The sequence below is a fragment of the Mesorhizobium sp. URHB0026 genome (assembly GCF_054059755.1).
On record NZ_JBSSCN010000001.1, the window covers coordinates 5,209,623 to 5,226,386 of the forward strand.

General features: G+C 63.5%; 14 protein-coding genes. 2 read left to right on the forward strand and 12 right to left on the reverse strand.

Going from position 1 to position 16,764, the window contains the following annotated elements:
- Positions 1-189: 189 nt before the first annotated feature.
- The 6 genes from ACVWWD_RS25575 to ACVWWD_RS25600 all read right to left on the reverse strand — a co-directional run bounded on the left by ACVWWD_RS25575 (position 190) and on the right by ACVWWD_RS25600 (position 8,756).
- Positions 190-1,686 (reverse strand): sugar ABC transporter ATP-binding protein, encoded by a 1,497-nt coding sequence (locus ACVWWD_RS25575; RefSeq protein WP_352550411.1) that lies wholly within the window; start codon positions 1,684-1,686, stop codon positions 190-192.
- On the reverse strand, positions 1,686-2,741 hold the full coding sequence (locus tag ACVWWD_RS25580) for an SMP-30/gluconolactonase/LRE family protein (protein WP_352550412.1): 1,056 nt from the start codon (positions 2,739-2,741) through the stop codon (positions 1,686-1,688). The genes ACVWWD_RS25575 and ACVWWD_RS25580 overlap by 1 nt, the downstream gene beginning before the upstream one ends.
- Entirely contained in the window at positions 2,738-4,861 is a 2,124-nt protein-coding gene (locus ACVWWD_RS25585) for an ABC transporter permease (protein WP_352550413.1), read from the reverse strand. Before ACVWWD_RS25585 ends, ACVWWD_RS25580 begins: the two co-directional genes overlap by 4 nt.
- A 90-nt stretch (positions 4,862-4,951) precedes the next feature.
- On the reverse strand, positions 4,952-5,977 hold the full coding sequence (locus ACVWWD_RS25590) for a sugar ABC transporter substrate-binding protein (protein ID WP_352550414.1): 1,026 nt from the start codon (positions 5,975-5,977) through the stop codon (positions 4,952-4,954).
- Between the two features lie 88 nt (positions 5,978-6,065).
- On the reverse strand, positions 6,066-7,052 hold the full coding sequence (locus tag ACVWWD_RS25595) for an ABC transporter permease (RefSeq protein ID WP_352550415.1): 987 nt from the start codon (positions 7,050-7,052) through the stop codon (positions 6,066-6,068).
- Between the two features lie 270 nt (positions 7,053-7,322).
- The gene (locus tag ACVWWD_RS25600) at positions 7,323-8,756 is read right to left on the reverse strand and encodes a DHA2 family efflux MFS transporter permease subunit (RefSeq protein ID WP_023792405.1); all 1,434 of its coding nucleotides are present in this window, start codon (positions 8,754-8,756) and stop codon (positions 7,323-7,325) included.
- Positions 8,757-8,882: 126 nt separating this feature from the next.
- On the opposite strand from ACVWWD_RS25600, the gene ACVWWD_RS25605 reads away from it, so the two are divergent.
- Together ACVWWD_RS25605 and ACVWWD_RS25610 are read left to right on the forward strand one after the other, a co-directional pair.
- Positions 8,883-9,884, forward strand: coding sequence for an ornithine cyclodeaminase family protein (locus tag ACVWWD_RS25605; protein WP_352550416.1), 1,002 nt, complete (start codon positions 8,883-8,885; stop codon positions 9,882-9,884).
- Positions 9,881-11,398, forward strand: coding sequence for an HAL/PAL/TAL family ammonia-lyase (locus ACVWWD_RS25610; protein ID WP_352550417.1), 1,518 nt, complete (start codon positions 9,881-9,883; stop codon positions 11,396-11,398). The genes ACVWWD_RS25605 and ACVWWD_RS25610 overlap by 4 nt, the downstream gene beginning before the upstream one ends.
- Here ACVWWD_RS25610 and ACVWWD_RS25615 read toward each other — a convergent pair.
- From ACVWWD_RS25615 to ACVWWD_RS25640, 6 genes are all read right to left on the reverse strand, one after another.
- Entirely contained in the window at positions 11,363-12,163 is an 801-nt protein-coding gene (locus ACVWWD_RS25615) for a 3-methyl-2-oxobutanoate hydroxymethyltransferase (RefSeq protein WP_352563817.1), read from the reverse strand. The two genes, ACVWWD_RS25610 and ACVWWD_RS25615, sit on opposite strands and share 36 nt — an antisense overlap.
- Before the next feature lie 58 nt (positions 12,164-12,221).
- Positions 12,222-12,533, reverse strand: coding sequence for a MocE family 2Fe-2S type ferredoxin (locus tag ACVWWD_RS25620; RefSeq protein ID WP_352550419.1), 312 nt, complete (start codon positions 12,531-12,533; stop codon positions 12,222-12,224).
- Positions 12,534-12,561: 28 nt separating this feature from the next.
- Entirely contained in the window at positions 12,562-13,644 is a 1,083-nt protein-coding gene (locus tag ACVWWD_RS25625; protein WP_352550439.1) for a fatty acid desaturase family protein, read from the reverse strand.
- 85 nt (positions 13,645-13,729) lie between these two features.
- Entirely contained in the window at positions 13,730-14,911 is a 1,182-nt protein-coding gene (locus tag ACVWWD_RS25630; RefSeq protein WP_023782782.1) for an aldose 1-epimerase family protein, read from the reverse strand.
- Positions 14,912-14,921: 10 nt separating this feature from the next.
- A complete protein-coding gene (locus ACVWWD_RS25635; protein WP_352550420.1) occupies positions 14,922-15,704 on the reverse strand; it encodes an ATP-binding cassette domain-containing protein in 783 nt (260 codons plus the stop codon).
- 2 nt (positions 15,705-15,706) lie between these two features.
- On the reverse strand, positions 15,707-16,726 hold the full coding sequence (locus ACVWWD_RS25640; RefSeq protein WP_352550421.1) for an ABC transporter permease: 1,020 nt from the start codon (positions 16,724-16,726) through the stop codon (positions 15,707-15,709).
- Positions 16,727-16,764: the final 38 nt, after the last annotated feature.

The window sequence follows — 16,764 nt, forward strand, 5'->3', positions numbered from 1 at the left end:
ATCCATTCCGTGACCTTGGCCATAGAGTGCAGCGCAGCAGAATTCTGCGCCGTGGCGGCGCTTCCGAGTCCCTGCATGGATCCTCGGGTCCGCCCCGCGTCGCTGCGCTCCTTGCTCCGCCCGTGGATGACGAAGGACTGAGGCTTTCGCCAATTGCCAACGCATGTGCGCCGAGCACCAGCCAACCCCCTAATGCACCGCCGCGTACATGATCTTCTCCTCCGTGGCCTCCGCCGGAGAAAACTCCTCGACGATGCGGCCTTGCCGGCAGACCAGTATCCGATCCGACAGGTTCGTGATCTCCGGCAAATAGGACGAGATCACCACCACGGCCAATCCCTCGTCGGCCAGCCTGTTGATGATCTGGTGGATCTCCGCGATGGCGCCGACATCGACGCCGCGCGTCGGTTCGTCGAAAATGACGATGCGTGGCTGCTGCACCAGCCCCTTGCCGATCACCACCTTCTGTTGGTTGCCACCTGAGAGTTCGACCACGCGAGCATTGTCGTTGATCGCCTTGATGTTGAGCGTCTTCGTCCACTCGGCCGATAGCGCGTACATCTCCTGCTGGTTGATCACCCAGGCCTTTTCACGGCCGGCCGCCAGCAGGCCACCAAACAGGTTCTCGGCGATGCTCATCGTCTCGAAGATGCCTTCGCTCTTGCGGTCCTCGGTGACATAGACGATGCCGTCCGCCACCGCCTCGCTCGGCACGAGATAGCGCACCGGCCTGTCGTCGAGTTCGATTGTACCGCCGCGCAAAAAATCGCGCTTGTAGATGCCCGACACGATCTTGAAGGTCTCGGTGCGGCCGGAGCCGATCAGGCCGAACACGCCGGTGATCTGGCCCTCGAAGATCGAAAAGGAGTTGTTGCGCACGACATTGCTCATCGAGATGTCCTGCACCGACAGCACCTTCTTGCCCGCCTTGCGCAGTTTGGCTTCGTCGCGCTGGCGGTAGATCTGGCCCGACAGCGTACGCCCGACCATGGCGGCGACAATTCTGTCGCGATCGAAGGCAGCCGTGTGGTCGGTGATGACCAGTTCGCCATCGCGCAGGATGGTGATGCGGTCGGCAATCATCAATGCCTCTTCCAGCGCGTGGCTGATAAAGACGATCGAGACACCCCTCGCCTTCAGCCGCCGGATCAGCGCGAAGAAGTGGCGCTTTTCTTCCGGCGTCAGCGTCGCCGTCGGTTCGTCGAAGATGATGATCTCGGCATTGTGGTGCACGGCGCGCGCGATCTCGACCATCTGCCGCTTGGCCGCGCCCAGCGTCGCCACCATGGCGTTCGGATCGACGGGAAAATTCAGCGACTGCAGGAACTGCTGTGCTGAAATATACGTGCCGCGCAGCCGGTTGAGGAATTTTTCAGTACCGAGATAAAGGTTCTGCGCCACCGTCATCGACGGCACCAGGCTGGTCTCCTGGAACACCATGGCAATGCCGGCCTCGAGTGCGGCATGCGGCGAGGCGTAGGCGATCTCCCGGCCCTTGTGGGACATCTTGCCGGATGTGGCATCGACTACACCGGCGATGATCTTGGTCAGTGTCGATTTACCCGCGCCGTTCTCGCCGAGCAGCGCGTGGATTTCGCCTTTGCGCAGTTCGAAGCTGACGTTCTTGACTGCCGGAACGCCGCGATAATTCTTGGTGACGTTTTCGAGACGAATAATCGGTTCCATCAGAAACCTCCCGAGGCGAGGTCGACGGCCAGCACGCAATCGCCACCCCTGGAAGCAATGAACAGCTGGCCATCCTTTTCCACCACGCTGCAAATGCCGTGGCGTGTGCCGTTGGCGCGGCTGTGCAGGCTGAATTGCGGCTGCATGTTTTGATCGAGCTTGACCACCAGCCCGTAGGAACGGGTCGGCGACCACGGCTTGTGGATCCCCATGGTTCTGATGCCGCCACATTGCAGCGGTTCGAGGAAGCTGCGGCTGGAGGCCAGCGCCGGCGCGATCCAGTAAGCCGGCGGCACCTGATCGATCATGTCCTGCCGGTAATGCGTCTCCTGCAGCACGAATTCGATCAATCGGTTGCGCGGCGCGAACAGGCTCAACCATGCCCCGCCATCACCGGAAGGCGACAGCCGAGCGGGATAGCCGGGCAGATGCGTCATCACGGTCGAGCGATTGCCGGTCGCGCCATCGAAGCGCACGAGCTGATGGCGCCAGCTCTCGCTGACCTGCACATCCCTGCCGACGGGGTGGAGCCCGTAGGGAAAGGCGATCCCGCCGGCCACCTTGCGGAACTCGCCACCCGCCGCATCCCGTTTCCAAAGCGAACCGGACGCGCCCTTCTTCATCAGATCGGCGGCCCATTGCGACGGCGTATGCTCGGCCGACCCGTTGGCCAGCCACAGCGCACCGTCCTCGGCGTAGGCAAGAGCGGTGATGCAGCTGACACCGGCCGGCAGCGAAACATTCCTGCCGCCCACCAGCAGCTTGCCGCTTTCCAATCCGACCGTCAGTTCGCCCAATGGCGAGAGCGCCAGCGCGGTAATTGGGGACGCAAAGTTCTCGACCACCTTGGGTGCGGTTCCGGCGGCAAGCGAATAGATGGCGTTGCCGCTGGAGGCCAGCAGCCCGCCATCGGCAACCAGCAGATTGTCCGCTTCGGTCAATCCGACAAAAGCCGGCGCATCGTCGAGCAGCGTGTTGGGACGGAAGGCGCCGTCGAGCGGCGGGATGGTCACCGCTTTGCCGCGAAACATATCCAGGATTGGGTCGAGGATCATGGCTGCGCTCCCCAATACGAGGCGGGGCTGGTCCAGTTCGGGTCGGCGCCGGAAACCTTGTAGCGGCCGATCCGATTGTTGAGGATGCCGCCGACGAACAGATATCCCTTGTGCTCGCGCATCGAGGTGACCATCGGGTGCGCACCGCCCGTCAAATCGCCCATCGCCTCGACGATGCCGCCCTTCTCGTCGAATTTCACCACGCCGCCGGTGTTGATGTTGGGGAACAGCCATTCGTCCTGCGGCAGCCGGCGCGTCATGCGCTTGCGCATGTCGGGGTGGCGCAGCGACAGGTCGAAGCTCGGCGTGCGCATGCCCAGCCACGCCATCCAGTAATTGCCGTCCGACGCCCGGTTGATGTTGTCGGGATAGCCCGGCATGTCGCGAATGACGCATTCGGCGGTGCCCGCCTTCGGCCCTTCGAGCCAATAGCGATGCACCCGGCAGGCCCAGCTTTCGGCGAAGAACAGCGACTTGCCGTCATGCGCCATGCAGACACCATTGGTGTAGCGGTAGCCGTCGAGCAGCGTCTTTGTCGACCCATCCCTGGGATCGTAGACCAGCAGACGGCCGGTGGCGCGGTTCTCGATCGAGTCCAGCGCCCAGTCATGCGCGTCATAGCGCTTGGTCGAGTCCGTAAAATAGATGCGGCCGTCCGGCGCGATATCGCAATCATTGGGATCGCGCAGCCGCGCGTCGTCGACGATAGAGGTCCAGGAGCGCGACGTCTCCGCCGACAGCCTTTTGACCGCGCGATCCGGAGAGACGGAATAGAGTCCCATCGCGCCGACGCAGCTGATCAGATTGCCCCCTTTGTCAAAGGCCAGGCCCAGCGGAAAGCCGCCAATATGGGCAAACACCTCCGACCTGACATAATCCGGCGCGAAGAAGCGGACGATCTCGCCATGGCGCGTGCCGCAATAGAGATTGTCGTCGCGGTCGAGGATGACGTCTTCCGGCCCTTCCAGTTCGCCGAGCCCGATATGGTCGGCCGCCGACAGCCGGTTGTCGAGCGCGTAAGGCGTGCCCGAACCCGGCACCGCGGACTGGGTTTCGCCCATCCTGAGATAGACCGGCGCGACATAGACCTCGTTCAGCACCTTGTGGCGGTTCTTGAGCCAGCGAATGTCGATGGTCACCGCCACCGCTAGCATGATGCCAAGCACCATCTGGTTGGTACCGGTGCCATAGCCCAGCCGGATCAGCCCGTTGGTCATGGTCAGCACGATGATGGCGCCCATTAGACCCTTGATCACCGAGCCGCGCCCGCCGCCGAGGCTGACGCCGCCGACCACCGCCGCCGTCAGCGCCATGATCTCGAGATTGAGGCCGGTGCCCGGCCCTGCCCCGCTCAGCCGGCAGGCGATGAGAAACCCGCCGATCGAGGCGCAGAAGCCGGAAAAGACATAGGTCATGAACACGGTACGGCGCACCCGGATGCCGGCATTGTGCGCCGAGCGCCGGGAGCCGCCGACCGCCAGCACGTGCCAGCCGGGCCGCGAGCGCGTCAACGCGATATGGGTCACGATGGCGAGGATGATCGCCAGCCACACCGAGACGGACAGGCCCCAGAAAGTGCTGTCGCCGATGAAGTCGAGCACATCGGACGTAGCGGTCGAAAGCTGCACATCGGCGGCATAGGTGGTGACCAAGATGTCGAACAGCGCCCGCCCGAAGATGAAGGTCACCAGCGTGGTGAGGAACGCACGCAGCCTGAGATAGCCGACGAGGTAGCCGTTGATCGCGCCGAACACGAGGCCGGTGGCGAGCGAGGCGGCCAGCGCCAGCCAGATTGACTGTTCGAGGATGAAGAAGACATAGACGGCGGAAAAGCAGGACAGCGCGAAGATCGAACCGACGGAGAGATCGATGCCGCCGCCCAGCATCACCACCGTCATGCCGGTGACGACCATCGAAAACTCGCCGAGCTGGCGCGTCGATTCCTGCAGGGAAGAGAGCTTGAAGAAGCCCGGAATGATCGAGCCGAAGGTCGCCAATGTCACCACCAGCGCCAGGAAGGGAATGGCGTTGTCGGTCCAACGCTTGGTCAGTATCTCGCCGACGAGATGGTCGGGCACGAGATTGTAGCGCCAGGACTGGAGGCGTTCGCGAAAGCTCATCAGGTCACTGCTGCCAGGTCTGGGGCCACAAGAGAAAGAGGTGGTCGGACAATCCGGCCACCTCGTCGATATCGGTTGCGGACGATCAGCTTACTTCGCCGCCGCTTCGGCCTGCAGCGCCTTCAGGTCCCAGCAGCTGTCGGGCTTGAGGTCGGCCTTGGTCGTCGCCTTCTCCAGCGTGTAAATGTAGGTGTGGGAGGTGCCGGCCGGCTGGCCGCTCTGCAGCAAGAATTTGATGATGGCGTTCATGTCGCCCGACTGGCGGGCAAGATCGGTCATCACCACGGCGCCATAGGTGCCATCGTTCAGCTTGTCGCAATCGGCCGCCTTTTCGCCGCCGCCGGTGGTGACCAAAAACACCTTGCCGTCGAGCTTGGCGTCGCGGATCGCAGCCGACGCGCCGGTGGCATCGCCATCCCAGAAATCAATGATCGAGCAGACGTCCGGGTTCTGCTGCAGCATGGTCGTGGTCACGTTGCGCGAAGTCGTCGCATCCCAGTTGGAATCGGGCTTGGCCACGACCTTGTAGTCGGGATGTTTATCCAGCACCTTCATGATGCCGGCATATTGGTAAAGGCTGGAGGAGTTGGCCTGGTCGCCCTGCACCAGCCCGATCTTCTTGGACGAGTTCTCGCCGCAGCCCTTGATCGCGGCTTCCGCCTCGAGCTGGCCGAGCCGGTCCCAGTCGCTGCCGACGAAAGCATCGGCGGGAAAATTCGCCGGATTGTCGACCAGGATCACATAGGTGCCGGCGGCCTGCGCCTTCTTCATAAGCTTGGAATAGGAGTTGAGGTCCGGCGCATGGATGATCAGCACATCAGGTCTGGTGTCGGACGAGATCGCGTCCGTGATCGCCTGCGCGCCGGCATCGACGACCCAGTTGGGATCGCGCGTTTCGAACGTGCCGCCCCAGGCTTCGACTTCCTTCTTCAGATAATGCGACCAGCCCTGCGCCAGGTCGAAGCCCATCGCCAGCGGCACCAGCATGACGCGCTTGCCTTTCAGCGCTTGTGCATAGGCAGCGGGGCCTGGATCGTCGGCGGCGAAGGTCGGCGCCACGAAGGCGGTGACGGCCAGCGCCGTGGCCGCCGCCATGAGTGTTCTGATCAGTTTCATGTCTCATCCTCTGGTTCGGTTTTCATTGCCGGCCGATCGTCGCGATCGCCCCGGGTACCCCTGAGCAAAATGGGCTAGCCCATCTGCTCTAAATGTCACCTTGTTGCGCGGTCTGTTCGTCGCGCGCGTTGATGATGCCGTCGACGATGATGGCGCCGAGCAGGATCGCCGCCTTGATCAGGTTCTGGTAGAGCAGCGGAATATCGATGATGGTCATGGCGTTGAGCAGGATGCCGATCAGCGCGGCGCCGACCAGCACGTTGCGCACCCCGCCCCGCCCGCCCGACAGCCCGATGCCGCCGATCACCGCCACCAGCACAATGTCGTAAAGCAGCGTCGAATTGACGACACGCGTGTTGATCGAATGCAGGCTGGCTGCGGTCAAAAGGCCGGCGATCAGGGCGACGAATGCCGAGAGCACGTAACGCAGGACCAGCATCGGCCGCACCGGAATGCCGATATTGCGCGCCGCGACCGGATTGTCGCCAGCGAAATAGATGTAGCGGCCCCATTTGGTGTAGCGCAGGAACAGGAAGAACAGGAACGCGAGCCCCGCAAAGACGAACACCTCGATCGGGACGTCGAGAAAGCGTAGACCGCCGAGCAGTTCCACCCAATGGCCCTGCGGCACTGGCACCGCGTCCTGCGTGATCAATTGCGAACGGACATAGCCGAAGACGAAGGAGCCGGTCGCCAACGTGACGAAGATCGCCGGCACATCGGCATAGGCGACGAGAAAGCCGTTGAGCAGGCCGATGGCGAACACGCCGGCCAGCACATAGGCGAAGGCGAGCCCGTCCGGCGTTCCGCTGTTGAGCAGTTGCAGGTACCAAGCGACCGACATGGCCATGATCGCAACCGCCGACAGGTCGATGCCGCGGCCGATGATGACGACAGCCATGCCCAGCGCCAGTATACCCAGCACCGAGACCGAGCGGATAATGGCAACCAGATTGTTCGCATCGATAAAACCTGGCAGACCGATTGCGGCCGCGACGAACAGCACCACTGCTATGGCAAAGACAATGCCTTCCTGATTCAGGCTTCCGAAGTTCAGCCAGCCGGCCATGTTCATTTCTGCTTTCACCCCGGTGGCAGCGCTGCCACCCCTGGAGAGAAAGCTAATCGGCTCAATGCCGCCTCGTCAAATGAATCCGCGTTCAAAACGTGGGCTGGCGATGAGATTCGCAAAGTGGACGCATTGGTGGCCGAATCTGGCGCAATCCCCGGAAACTCCTGCACTTTTGGCAATTGCTTGCACCGTCTCGGCGCTTGGCGAAAGCACAACACCTAGGCGAAAGGCGAAGACGGAATTTAACCCTGCGATCTGGCGGAAAATTCGATTTCAATTTCCGGCCGTGTGGCCGGAAACCTCGGCGCCGGCGGTCCTCGGCAACACCAGGAAGCGGAACGACGCCACCAGCCCGATGATGCCGATCAGCAGGAAGGCTGCTCGAAAATCGGCGAGGTCGAGCACCGACCCGTTCCTGGCGATCTGCGACAGGTTGAGGATCGCCGCCGCCACCGCGACGCCGAACAGCATCGCCACTTGCTGCAGCATCGAGGACAAGGTCGCCGCGGAGCTACGCTGCGCCGCGGCGATATCGGCGAAGGCCAGCGTGTTGAGAGCGGTGAACTGCATCGAGCGCGACAGGCCGGCGATCAGCATCAGCGCCACCACCAGCGACTGCGGGGTCTGCGGCGAGATCGCCGCGCAGGCCATGATCGACACCGAGGCGACGATGCCGTTGACGACCATCACCGAGCGGAAGCCAAAGCGACGCAGCGTCGGCGTGGTCACCGTCTTCATGCCGAGATTGCCGAGGAAATAGGCCAGGATCATCATGCCGGCATCGACGGGCGAGAGGCCGAAGCCGACCTGGAACAGCAGCGGCAATAGGAACGGCGTGGCGTTGATCGCCACGCGGAAGATCGTGCCAGCGGCAAGCGTCGAGATGGCGAAGGTCTGCACCTCGAACGAGGAGAGGTCGAGTAGCGGATGCGGCGCGCGGCGCAGATGGCGCACCGCTAGCCAGCCGACGACGATCCCCGCCGCGATCAGCAGCACCGTCGGCAAGGCCCCATCCTCCGGATGCGCGATGCGCTCGAGTCCATAGAGCAGGCAGGCGAGCCCCAGCGACGTCAGGAAGAAACCCGGCCAGTCGAGCGGCTTGGGATCGGCTTCACGGTCGCCCGGAATGAAGCGGGCGACCAACACCAGCCCGATCGCGCCGAGCGGGATGTTGATGAAGAAATTCCAGTGCCAGGACAGATAGGTGGTGATGAAACCGCCAAGCACCGGGCCGACCACGGGCGCAAAGAGCGCCGGCCAGGTGATCAGCGCCGTGGCGTTGAGCAATTCGGATTTCGACGCGTTGCGGAGGACCAGGATGCGGCCGACCGGCGTCATCAAGGCGCTGCCCAGGCCCTGCACGGCCCGGGCAATGACGAATTCGGTCAGATTCCCAGAGAAGCCGCAGGCGAGCGACGCCAGTGTGAACAGCGCGATGGCCGCGAGGAAAATGTTACGCGCGCCGAACCGGTCGGCGAGCCAGCCCGACAGCGGGACGAACACGGCCATGGTCAGCATGTAGACCGTGATGCCGATGCTCATCGCCACCGCCGGCACACCGAAGGAAGCGCCCATCTGCGGCAGCGACGTCGAGATGATCGTCGAATCCAGCAGTTGCATGAAGAAGGCGATGGCGACGATCAGCGCCACGCGCCGCGAATTCGTCGCTGTCTCGGGTAAGGTTTCACTTTCGGGAATGGCCGTCATGTCGGGTCGGTTTCAACAACATTTAGCCAACCGCGTCCAGCGATGGACCAACAAACTTTCGTGTCGCATCGCCGCCTGTTATGGAATGAATGGGGCTCGGTCTTAAACGACAGGAACCGTGGACGCATGAAGCCTATCTATATCGACTACCTCAACGCCCTCGACATCGAAGCGCTTGCCATGGCCGATGGCGAGATCATCGGCGCCGTCGAGGCCGGGCTCGTTGCGCAAGGCAAGGGCCAGACGGTGATCGAGCCGCGTGTCCACCTCGAACCTGACCCGTCCTTCCACGGCCACTTCAATGTCTTGCGCGGCTACGTCGCGCCGCTCGATACGGCGGGCGTGAAAATCGTCGGCGACTATGTCGACAACTATCTTCACGGCCTGCCCTCGGAATTCGGCATCCTCAATTTGTTCGATCCACGCACCGGCACGCCGCGCGCCATTCTCGACGCCACGGTCATCACCGACATGCGCACCGGCGCCGTCACCGCCATCGGCGCCAAGCACCTGGCGCGCACGAACTCGAAGGTGCTCGCCCATATCGGCGCGCGCGGCACGGCGTACTGGAATGTGCGCCTGCTCGACCATCTCTTCGATTTCGACGAGATCCGCGTCCATTCGCGCCGCCCCGAAAGCCGCGGCGGCTTTGCCGCAAAACTCTCCGCCGACCTCGGCAAGCCCGTCACCGCGGTCGCCGACTGGGAGAGCTGCGTCAAGGGCGCCGACATCATCGTCGAAGCCTCGCGCCTGCCCGAGCCGCAGCCGCTGCTGAAGACAGAATGGATCAAGCCGGGCGCGCTTGTCGTTCCCTATGGCACGATGAGCGCGGTGGAGCTGTCGCTGACCGACATCATGCAGAAGATGGTCGTCGACGACTGGGGTCAGTGCAAGGGTGGCAAGTTCGGCTCGCTGCGTGCGCATGTCGAGGCCGGGCGGCTGAGCGAAAAGACGCTGCATGCCGAACTCGGCCAGATCGCCGCCGGCCTCAGGCCGGGACGGCAGAGTGACGACGAAACCATCCTCTTCTGGCATCGCGGCCTGTCGCTGTCCGACATTGCCCTCGGCAAGGCGATGCTTGCCAAGGCGCAGGCGCAAGGCATCGGCCAAAGGCTGCGCTTCGCATGAGCGCGCTCGTCCTCACCGGGGCCGGCATCAGTGTCGCCGATGTCGCCGCTGTTGCCCGCGAGGCGCGCAAGGTGGAGATCGGAGCCAATGTCATCGGCAGGCTGGAGAAGGCGCGAAAGGTGCTCGACCAGGCGGCGGCCTCCGGCCAGCAGATCTACGGCCTGAACACCGGGCTCGGCGCCAATCTTCGCACATCGGTCGAGGGTGACGCCAGCGCCTTCCAGCGCCAGTTGCTCGAGGGCCGCAGCGGCGCGGTCGGCGAAGCGCTGCCCATCGAGGCCGTGCGCGCCACCATGCTTGCCCGTCTGACAATGTTGTCGGCCGGTGGCTCCGGCCTGTCGCCCGCCGTGTTCGTTGCCTTGGTCGAAGTCCTCAACGCGGGCGTCCATCCAGTGATGCCGTCGCTCGGCTCGATCGGCGCTGGCGACCTGGTGCTGATGACCGCGATCGCCCGCCTGCTGATCGGCGAAGGTGAAGCTGATTATCAGGGAAGGCGCATGCCAGCTGTCAAGGCACTGATGATGGCCCGCCTCGGCCCCATCGGCCTGGCGCCCAAGGATGGGCTGTCGCTGATCAACGCTTCCGCCGTCTCCGCCGGCGGCGGCGCGCTTGCGGTCACGGACGCGCTGTCGGCTCTTGCCCAGCAGCAGCAGGCTGGCGCGCTGACCATGGAAGGTTTCGGCGCCAACCGCACCATCCTCGATCCCCGCCTGCACATGGCGCGGCCCGCCGCCGGCCAGCAGGAAGCCGCCAAGGCGCTGCACGATCTTCTCGCCCGCGACGAAGCGCCGGCCCCCACCACCATACAGGACCCGCTCTCGATCCGCTGCATGCCCTCGATCCATGGCGCGCTGATCGAGGCGATCGGCCAGGCAAGACGCGCCGTCGAGACCGAACTCAATGCCGCCGCCGACAACCCGCTGGTTCTGAGCGACGACGAGCTGGTGCTGTCGACGGGCAACTTTCACACCGCTTCGCTGGCGCTCGCCTTCGAGGCGCTAAGCCTGGCAATCGCTCAATGTGCCGCCGCCAGTGCCGCCCGCTTTATCCAGCTCACCGGTTCGGGTCGGAACGGCCTGCCGAAATACCTGTCGCCGGTCGGTGGCGCCTCGGCCGGTTTCGTGCCGTTGCAGAAGACGGTGACATCGATCCTGGCTGCCATCCACCACAAGGCCAATCCGGTGATGCTTGACTTCCTGCCGGTTTCGGAAGGCGTGGAGGATCACGCCACGCAGACGCCGCTGGTGGTTTCGAAATGCGCCGACATGATCACGCTGTGGCGGCGGCTGATCGCCTTCGAGTTAATGGCGGCGGCGCAAGCCGTCGACCTGCGTGAGGGATTGGCGCTGGCGCCACGCACATCAGCCGTCCACACGGCGACACGCGCGCTCGTCCCCGCGCTCAAGCATGACCGGCCGCTCGGCGTCGATGCGGAAGCACTCCACGCAGCGCTCGCCGGCGGCAAATGGCAAACGGTCCTAGCCCCGGCCGACCTTGTCGAGGAACAGGCGTAGCTCGTCCGGGTCCATGTGCACGATGTGCCGGTCCTCGGGATAGGCGCCGCTGTTGACGTCGGCGACATATTCGGAAAATGCCGCCACCCGCTCCGCCTGCAGCCGATCGTATTCGGCGGCGAAATTGCGGTAGATCTTCGAGTGGCGCGGCATGTGGCCACGGTTCTGGCCAAGAATGTCGTCGGCGAACAGATATTGCGCGTCGCAGCCGGTGCCCGCGCCCATCGACAGCATGATCAGCGAGGTGCGCTCCGAGATAGCCTTCGCCACCTCGACTGGTACAACTTCTATTTCGGCGCCGATCGCGCCGGCAGCCTCCAGTTGCTTGACGGCTTCGAACACCTGCATCGCCGTATCGGCGGACTTGCCGACCGCCTTGAAGCCGCCGGTCCAGGTCGCGCGGGAAGGAATGAGGCCGACATGGCCGATGACGGGAATCGCATCGTCGGCCATTCGCTTGATGGTGGCGTAGCCCGCGCTGCAATAGACCGCGTCGGCGCCGGCCTTGTAGAGCCGGAAGGCCCAGCGCACGAAATCATCCGCGGTGCCGATCTCGAAGAAATTGTCGCCCGGCATGGTGAACAGGCTGGGCGCGGCATCGCGGTACCGCGGGTTCAGCACCAGTTCGGGCGGCACCGAGACGATGTCGACCCCTGCCCGTTCGGCGGCTTCCGCCTCGTCCAGGGTGAGCACGCGCAGCATGGTCAGCTGACGCTTGCCCTTCATGGCGCGCAAATCGGCGACGGTCGGTCTCTTTCGGCTCATTAAAGCGTCCCTCTACTGCTTGCCGTCGCGATGCCGGATCGGTTGATCATGCAGCGCTTCAGATCTGGATCATCACCTTTCCAGCTTCGATCTTCACCGGATAGGTCGCGAGATTGACGCAGACCGGCGCACCCTTGGCCTGGCCGGTCTTGTAGTTGAAGCGGCCATTGTGCTTGGGACACTCGATGATGTCGTCCATGACAAGCCCGTCGGCCAGATGCGCCTTCTCATGCGTGCAAAAGCCATCGGTGGCGAAGAACTCGTCATCCGGCGAGCGATAGATCGCGAAGGTCCGCCCACCATGGTCGAAGCGGATGACATCCTCTTCCTCGACCTCGTCCACCGCGCACGCTTCAACCCAATCGGCCATCTCTATCTCCTGCGGACATTCGCGATCTCTACTCGGCCGCCGCCGACATATCGACCTCATGGAACTCACCGCGATAGGGCCTGGCCGTGGGCGGCAGTTCGCGCTTGAGGTAATGATCCTCGTATTTCAGCTGCCTGAGCAGGACCGGCCAGACCTCGCGGTAGGCATGCCACATCGACGGATTGGGCTTCGGCAGATCGTGCTTGATCAGTTCATGCAGCCTGGGCAACGCGTGATAGGGCACCATCGGGAACATGTGGTGCTCCACATGGTAATTCATGTTCCAGTAGATGAACCGGCTGATCGGGTTCATGTAGACGGTGCGCGTGTTCAGCCGATGGTCGACGACATTGTCGGCGAGCCCTACGTGCTGCAGCAGGCCGGTCGTGACCATGTGCCAGGTGCCGTAGAGGCGCGGCAGGCCGATCAGCACCAGCGGTATCCATGACCTCAGCGCGATCGCGAGGGCGATCGTCGCGACATAGATCGCGACATGCCAGCGGGCCGCGACCACGGCCTTATGCTGTTCCATCTCGGGGATATAGCTCTTCTCTTCGTCGGATAGTGTGCCGAATGCCTGCCGCACCAGCGTCGGCAGCGAATAGCGAAAGTCGAGAATGCCGGTAAAGGCGAGCGCCGCCTTCAACAGGTCCGGCGGACGCATGACGGCGATCTCGGCGTCGCGGCCGACAATGATGGTGTCGGTGTGGTGGCGGGCATGGCTCCAACGCCATTGCACGGGATTGCGCATCAGCATGAACGAAGCGATGTGGTAGACGACATCATTCATCCAGCGCGTGCGAAAAGCCGTGCCATGGCCGCATTCATGCCAGCGCGAGTCGCTCGACGAGCCGTAGAGCACGCCATAGACGAACAGGAACGGCACCACCCACCACGAACCCCAGAACCAGACGATACCCGCGGCCGAGCCCAGGATCGCGACAATCCAGATGACGGTGTCGCGGATCGCTGGCCCGTCGGAACGCTGCATCAGTTCCTTCATCGCCTTGCGCGGCACGTCGGTGTGGTACCATTCGGCCGAGGCAAGCCCGGTCTCGATCGCCGTTCTGGTGCTTTCGCCGACCAGGCTGTAGTCGCGCTTTTTCGCCATCGTCGTCAAATTGGCCTCCAACCTTCGCGCAGCGCTGGCAATCCGGTCCGCCGGCCGGCGGGCTTGCTTTGAATAGATGTCGCGCTCATGTCCTGCCGGCCAGTCTTGGAAAATTTTGAGAAGGCTGAGGATAATCCTGCTCGGGCTGTCGGGCGATAGCCGCGATCCTGGCTTCGGCGCCAGCGATTTGCTCCTTGCCGTCGAGGACGCGGAACACCGCTTCATAGGCCCGGCTTTCGCCATGCTCCAGCCAGATCATCTCACCGCGCTCGCGGGCAGCGAGATCGCCGAGCACATGGTGGGTCGATGGCTCTATGCCAAGCGCATACTGCCCGGCCTGGAAATTCTGCCATTGATAGGCGCAAGGCAGTTGGTCCTTGCGCGTCACCACTTCGAAGCCGAGGCCGAGCCGGTCGTTGACCACCGCCACCGGCACCTCGCCCTTCCCGTCGGCGCCCATTTCGTGCTGCCAGACCTGCTCGCTGAATTGCATTTGCGGTTCCGGCACGGTGCGATAGCCGACCTTCTGCGTCTCATAGCGCTCGCCCGCATGGCCGGCCCACACCACGTCCCGGATCGGCGCCAGATAGCGCGAGCCCTGATCGAGCAAGGGATGGCTGATATTAATGTGGTAGAAATACATATGCGGCGTGCGGTTGAAGCCGTGGTTGACGACATGGTCCGAAAGCCGGATCTCGTTACCGCCGACATCGGCTTCGATGCGGCGAGTGAGATGCAGATCCTCGCCAAACACCGCCGATTGCTGGACAACGCCTTCGGCCCACAGCACGCAGCGGTCGCCTTCCCAGCGCTCGCCATAGCCGGTCAGCCGCGCCGGGATGGTACCGACACGACCATGCAGCGAATGAAGCACCGTCTTCTTGCCCGGATAGTTGTAGCTCTCGGCCGGCACTTCTTCCCGCCCCAGAATATGGTCGAGCCCGCAGGTGACCAGCAGACCCGAGAAGGACCGCGCCCAGGCGAGCCCCCCTTCCCCCTCATAATCGTGCAGGCCAGGATGGCGAAAGCCGCTCGGCGAATGCCAGCCGATCGCCTGGCCCTTGAAGTCGCAATCGGCAATGTCGAGCGCCCGGTCGACCAGCGCGGTGAAGCGCAGGCCCGAGCCGGTCCGGAACTCCAGCATGCGGATGCCACGCTCGACGCCGTCGCCAAGCGTCATCAGCCGCACGCCGGCGAATTGCGACAGCTGGCCTGACCGCTCGGCCACTTGCCGACGCGACAGCGTCTTGCCGTAAAGCTCTACCATGCGACGCCCTTCACTTTGCCCTCGCCTCCTTGAGCAAGGCCGACATGTCGGCGCCGGTGATGATGCTTTCCACGGTCAGGAGGTCGGTGTCGGCGACCGTCTGTTCGGCGACGATCTCACCGCGCCGCATGACGACGATGCGGTCGGCGACCTGGAACACGTGGTGGATGTTGTGGGTGATGAGCAGCACCGAATGACCGGCGTCGCGCACCTCCTTGACGAAGCGCAGCACACCGTGGGTTTCCTCGACGCCGAGATTGTTGGTCGGCTCGTCGAGGATGATCACCTTGGCGGCGAACTGCATGGCGCGTGAAATGGCGATCGACTGGCGTTCGCCGCCCGACAGCGTCGAGACCAGCGCATCGGCGTCGAGCTTCTTCGAGATGCCGACACGCTTGAGCAGTTCGGAAGCGGCTTTGCGCAGTTTGGCAAGGTCGAGCGGCGCGAACACGCCGAGCCAGCCGAAATTGACCGGCTCGCGGCCGAGGAAAAGATTGCGCGCGATGCTGAGATCGGGCGCCAGTGAGGTATCCTGATGGATGGTCTCGATGCCGAGGTCCATCGCATCCCGGGTCGAGCGGATCGAAACCTTTTCGCCGCGTACAAAGATGTCGCCACGATCGACCGGGAAAACACCCGAGATCGCCTTGATCAGCGTCGATTTTCCGGCGCCATTGTCGCCCAGCAGCGCCACCACCTCGCCTTCCCGCAGTGTCAGCGAGGCGTTCTTCAGCGCGCGCACGCTGCCGAAGGACTTTTGCAGGTTTTGCAGCCGAAGTACTTCTTGCATCATTGTCAGCCTCTTGCGGCGTTCTTCTGCAGCAAAGCGTGCAGGATGAGCATGGCGAGGATGATGAGGCCGACAAAGATGTTGTAGGCGAGCCCCGGCACGCCGATCAGTACGATGCCGTTGCGGATGGCGCGCAGCATCAGCGCGCCGACGATGGTGCCGAGGATGGTGCCGCGTCCGCCGGTCAGCGCCGTGCCGCCAACCACCACCATGGCGATCACTTCCAGCTCGTAGCCGGTGCCGGCCACCGGTGAGGCGGCCGAGATGCGGAAGGCACTGATCATGCCAGCAAGGCCAGCCAGCACCGAAGTCGCGATGAACAGCCAGATCTTGACCGTATCGGCCGGCACGCCGCGCGCCACCGCCGCGTTGCGATTGGAGCCGATGGCACTGATCCAGTTGCCGAGCTTGGCGTAACGCAGGATGTAGATGGCAAACAGCGAGAGGCCGATGAACCACCACAGCGAGGTGTAGAAGCGGAACGAGCCGATGTTGAAGCTGCCGGCGAGCAGCGTCACGAAGAAGCCCGGCTGGTCCCAGGATTTCAGCGGAAAGCCTTGCGTGATGTAGAGCGCTGCCCCGCGCACGACGAGCAACATCGACAGCGTCACCAAGAAGGAGGAGATGCCGATCTTGGTGACGATCAGCCCGTTGATCGCGCCGATCACGATGCACAGCAGCAGCCCGGCCAGAAGCGCGACACCTATATCCACCCCGCCATTTTGCACCAGCAGCATCACCACCACTGGCGCCAGCCCAAACACCGCGCCGACGGAAAGATCGAATTCGCCTGCCGTCAAAAGCAGCGTCATGCCGAGCGCGATGATGCCGAGCTCGGGCAGGAAGGCCATCATGTTGGAGATGTTGAGCGGCGACAGGAAATTGGCGTCGGCGACGGCGAATACCGCGAGCAAAATGAGGAGGATGACGAAGGAGGAGAATTGCGGCGAGCGCAGCAGGCGCGATCTGCCTTTCACCCCCGGCGCTTCGTCTTCTGCGGCAATTGTCATGACTGCTTGAACCATGCTTGAAAAGACGCCCGCCGCTTTTCCGGCGGGCGCTG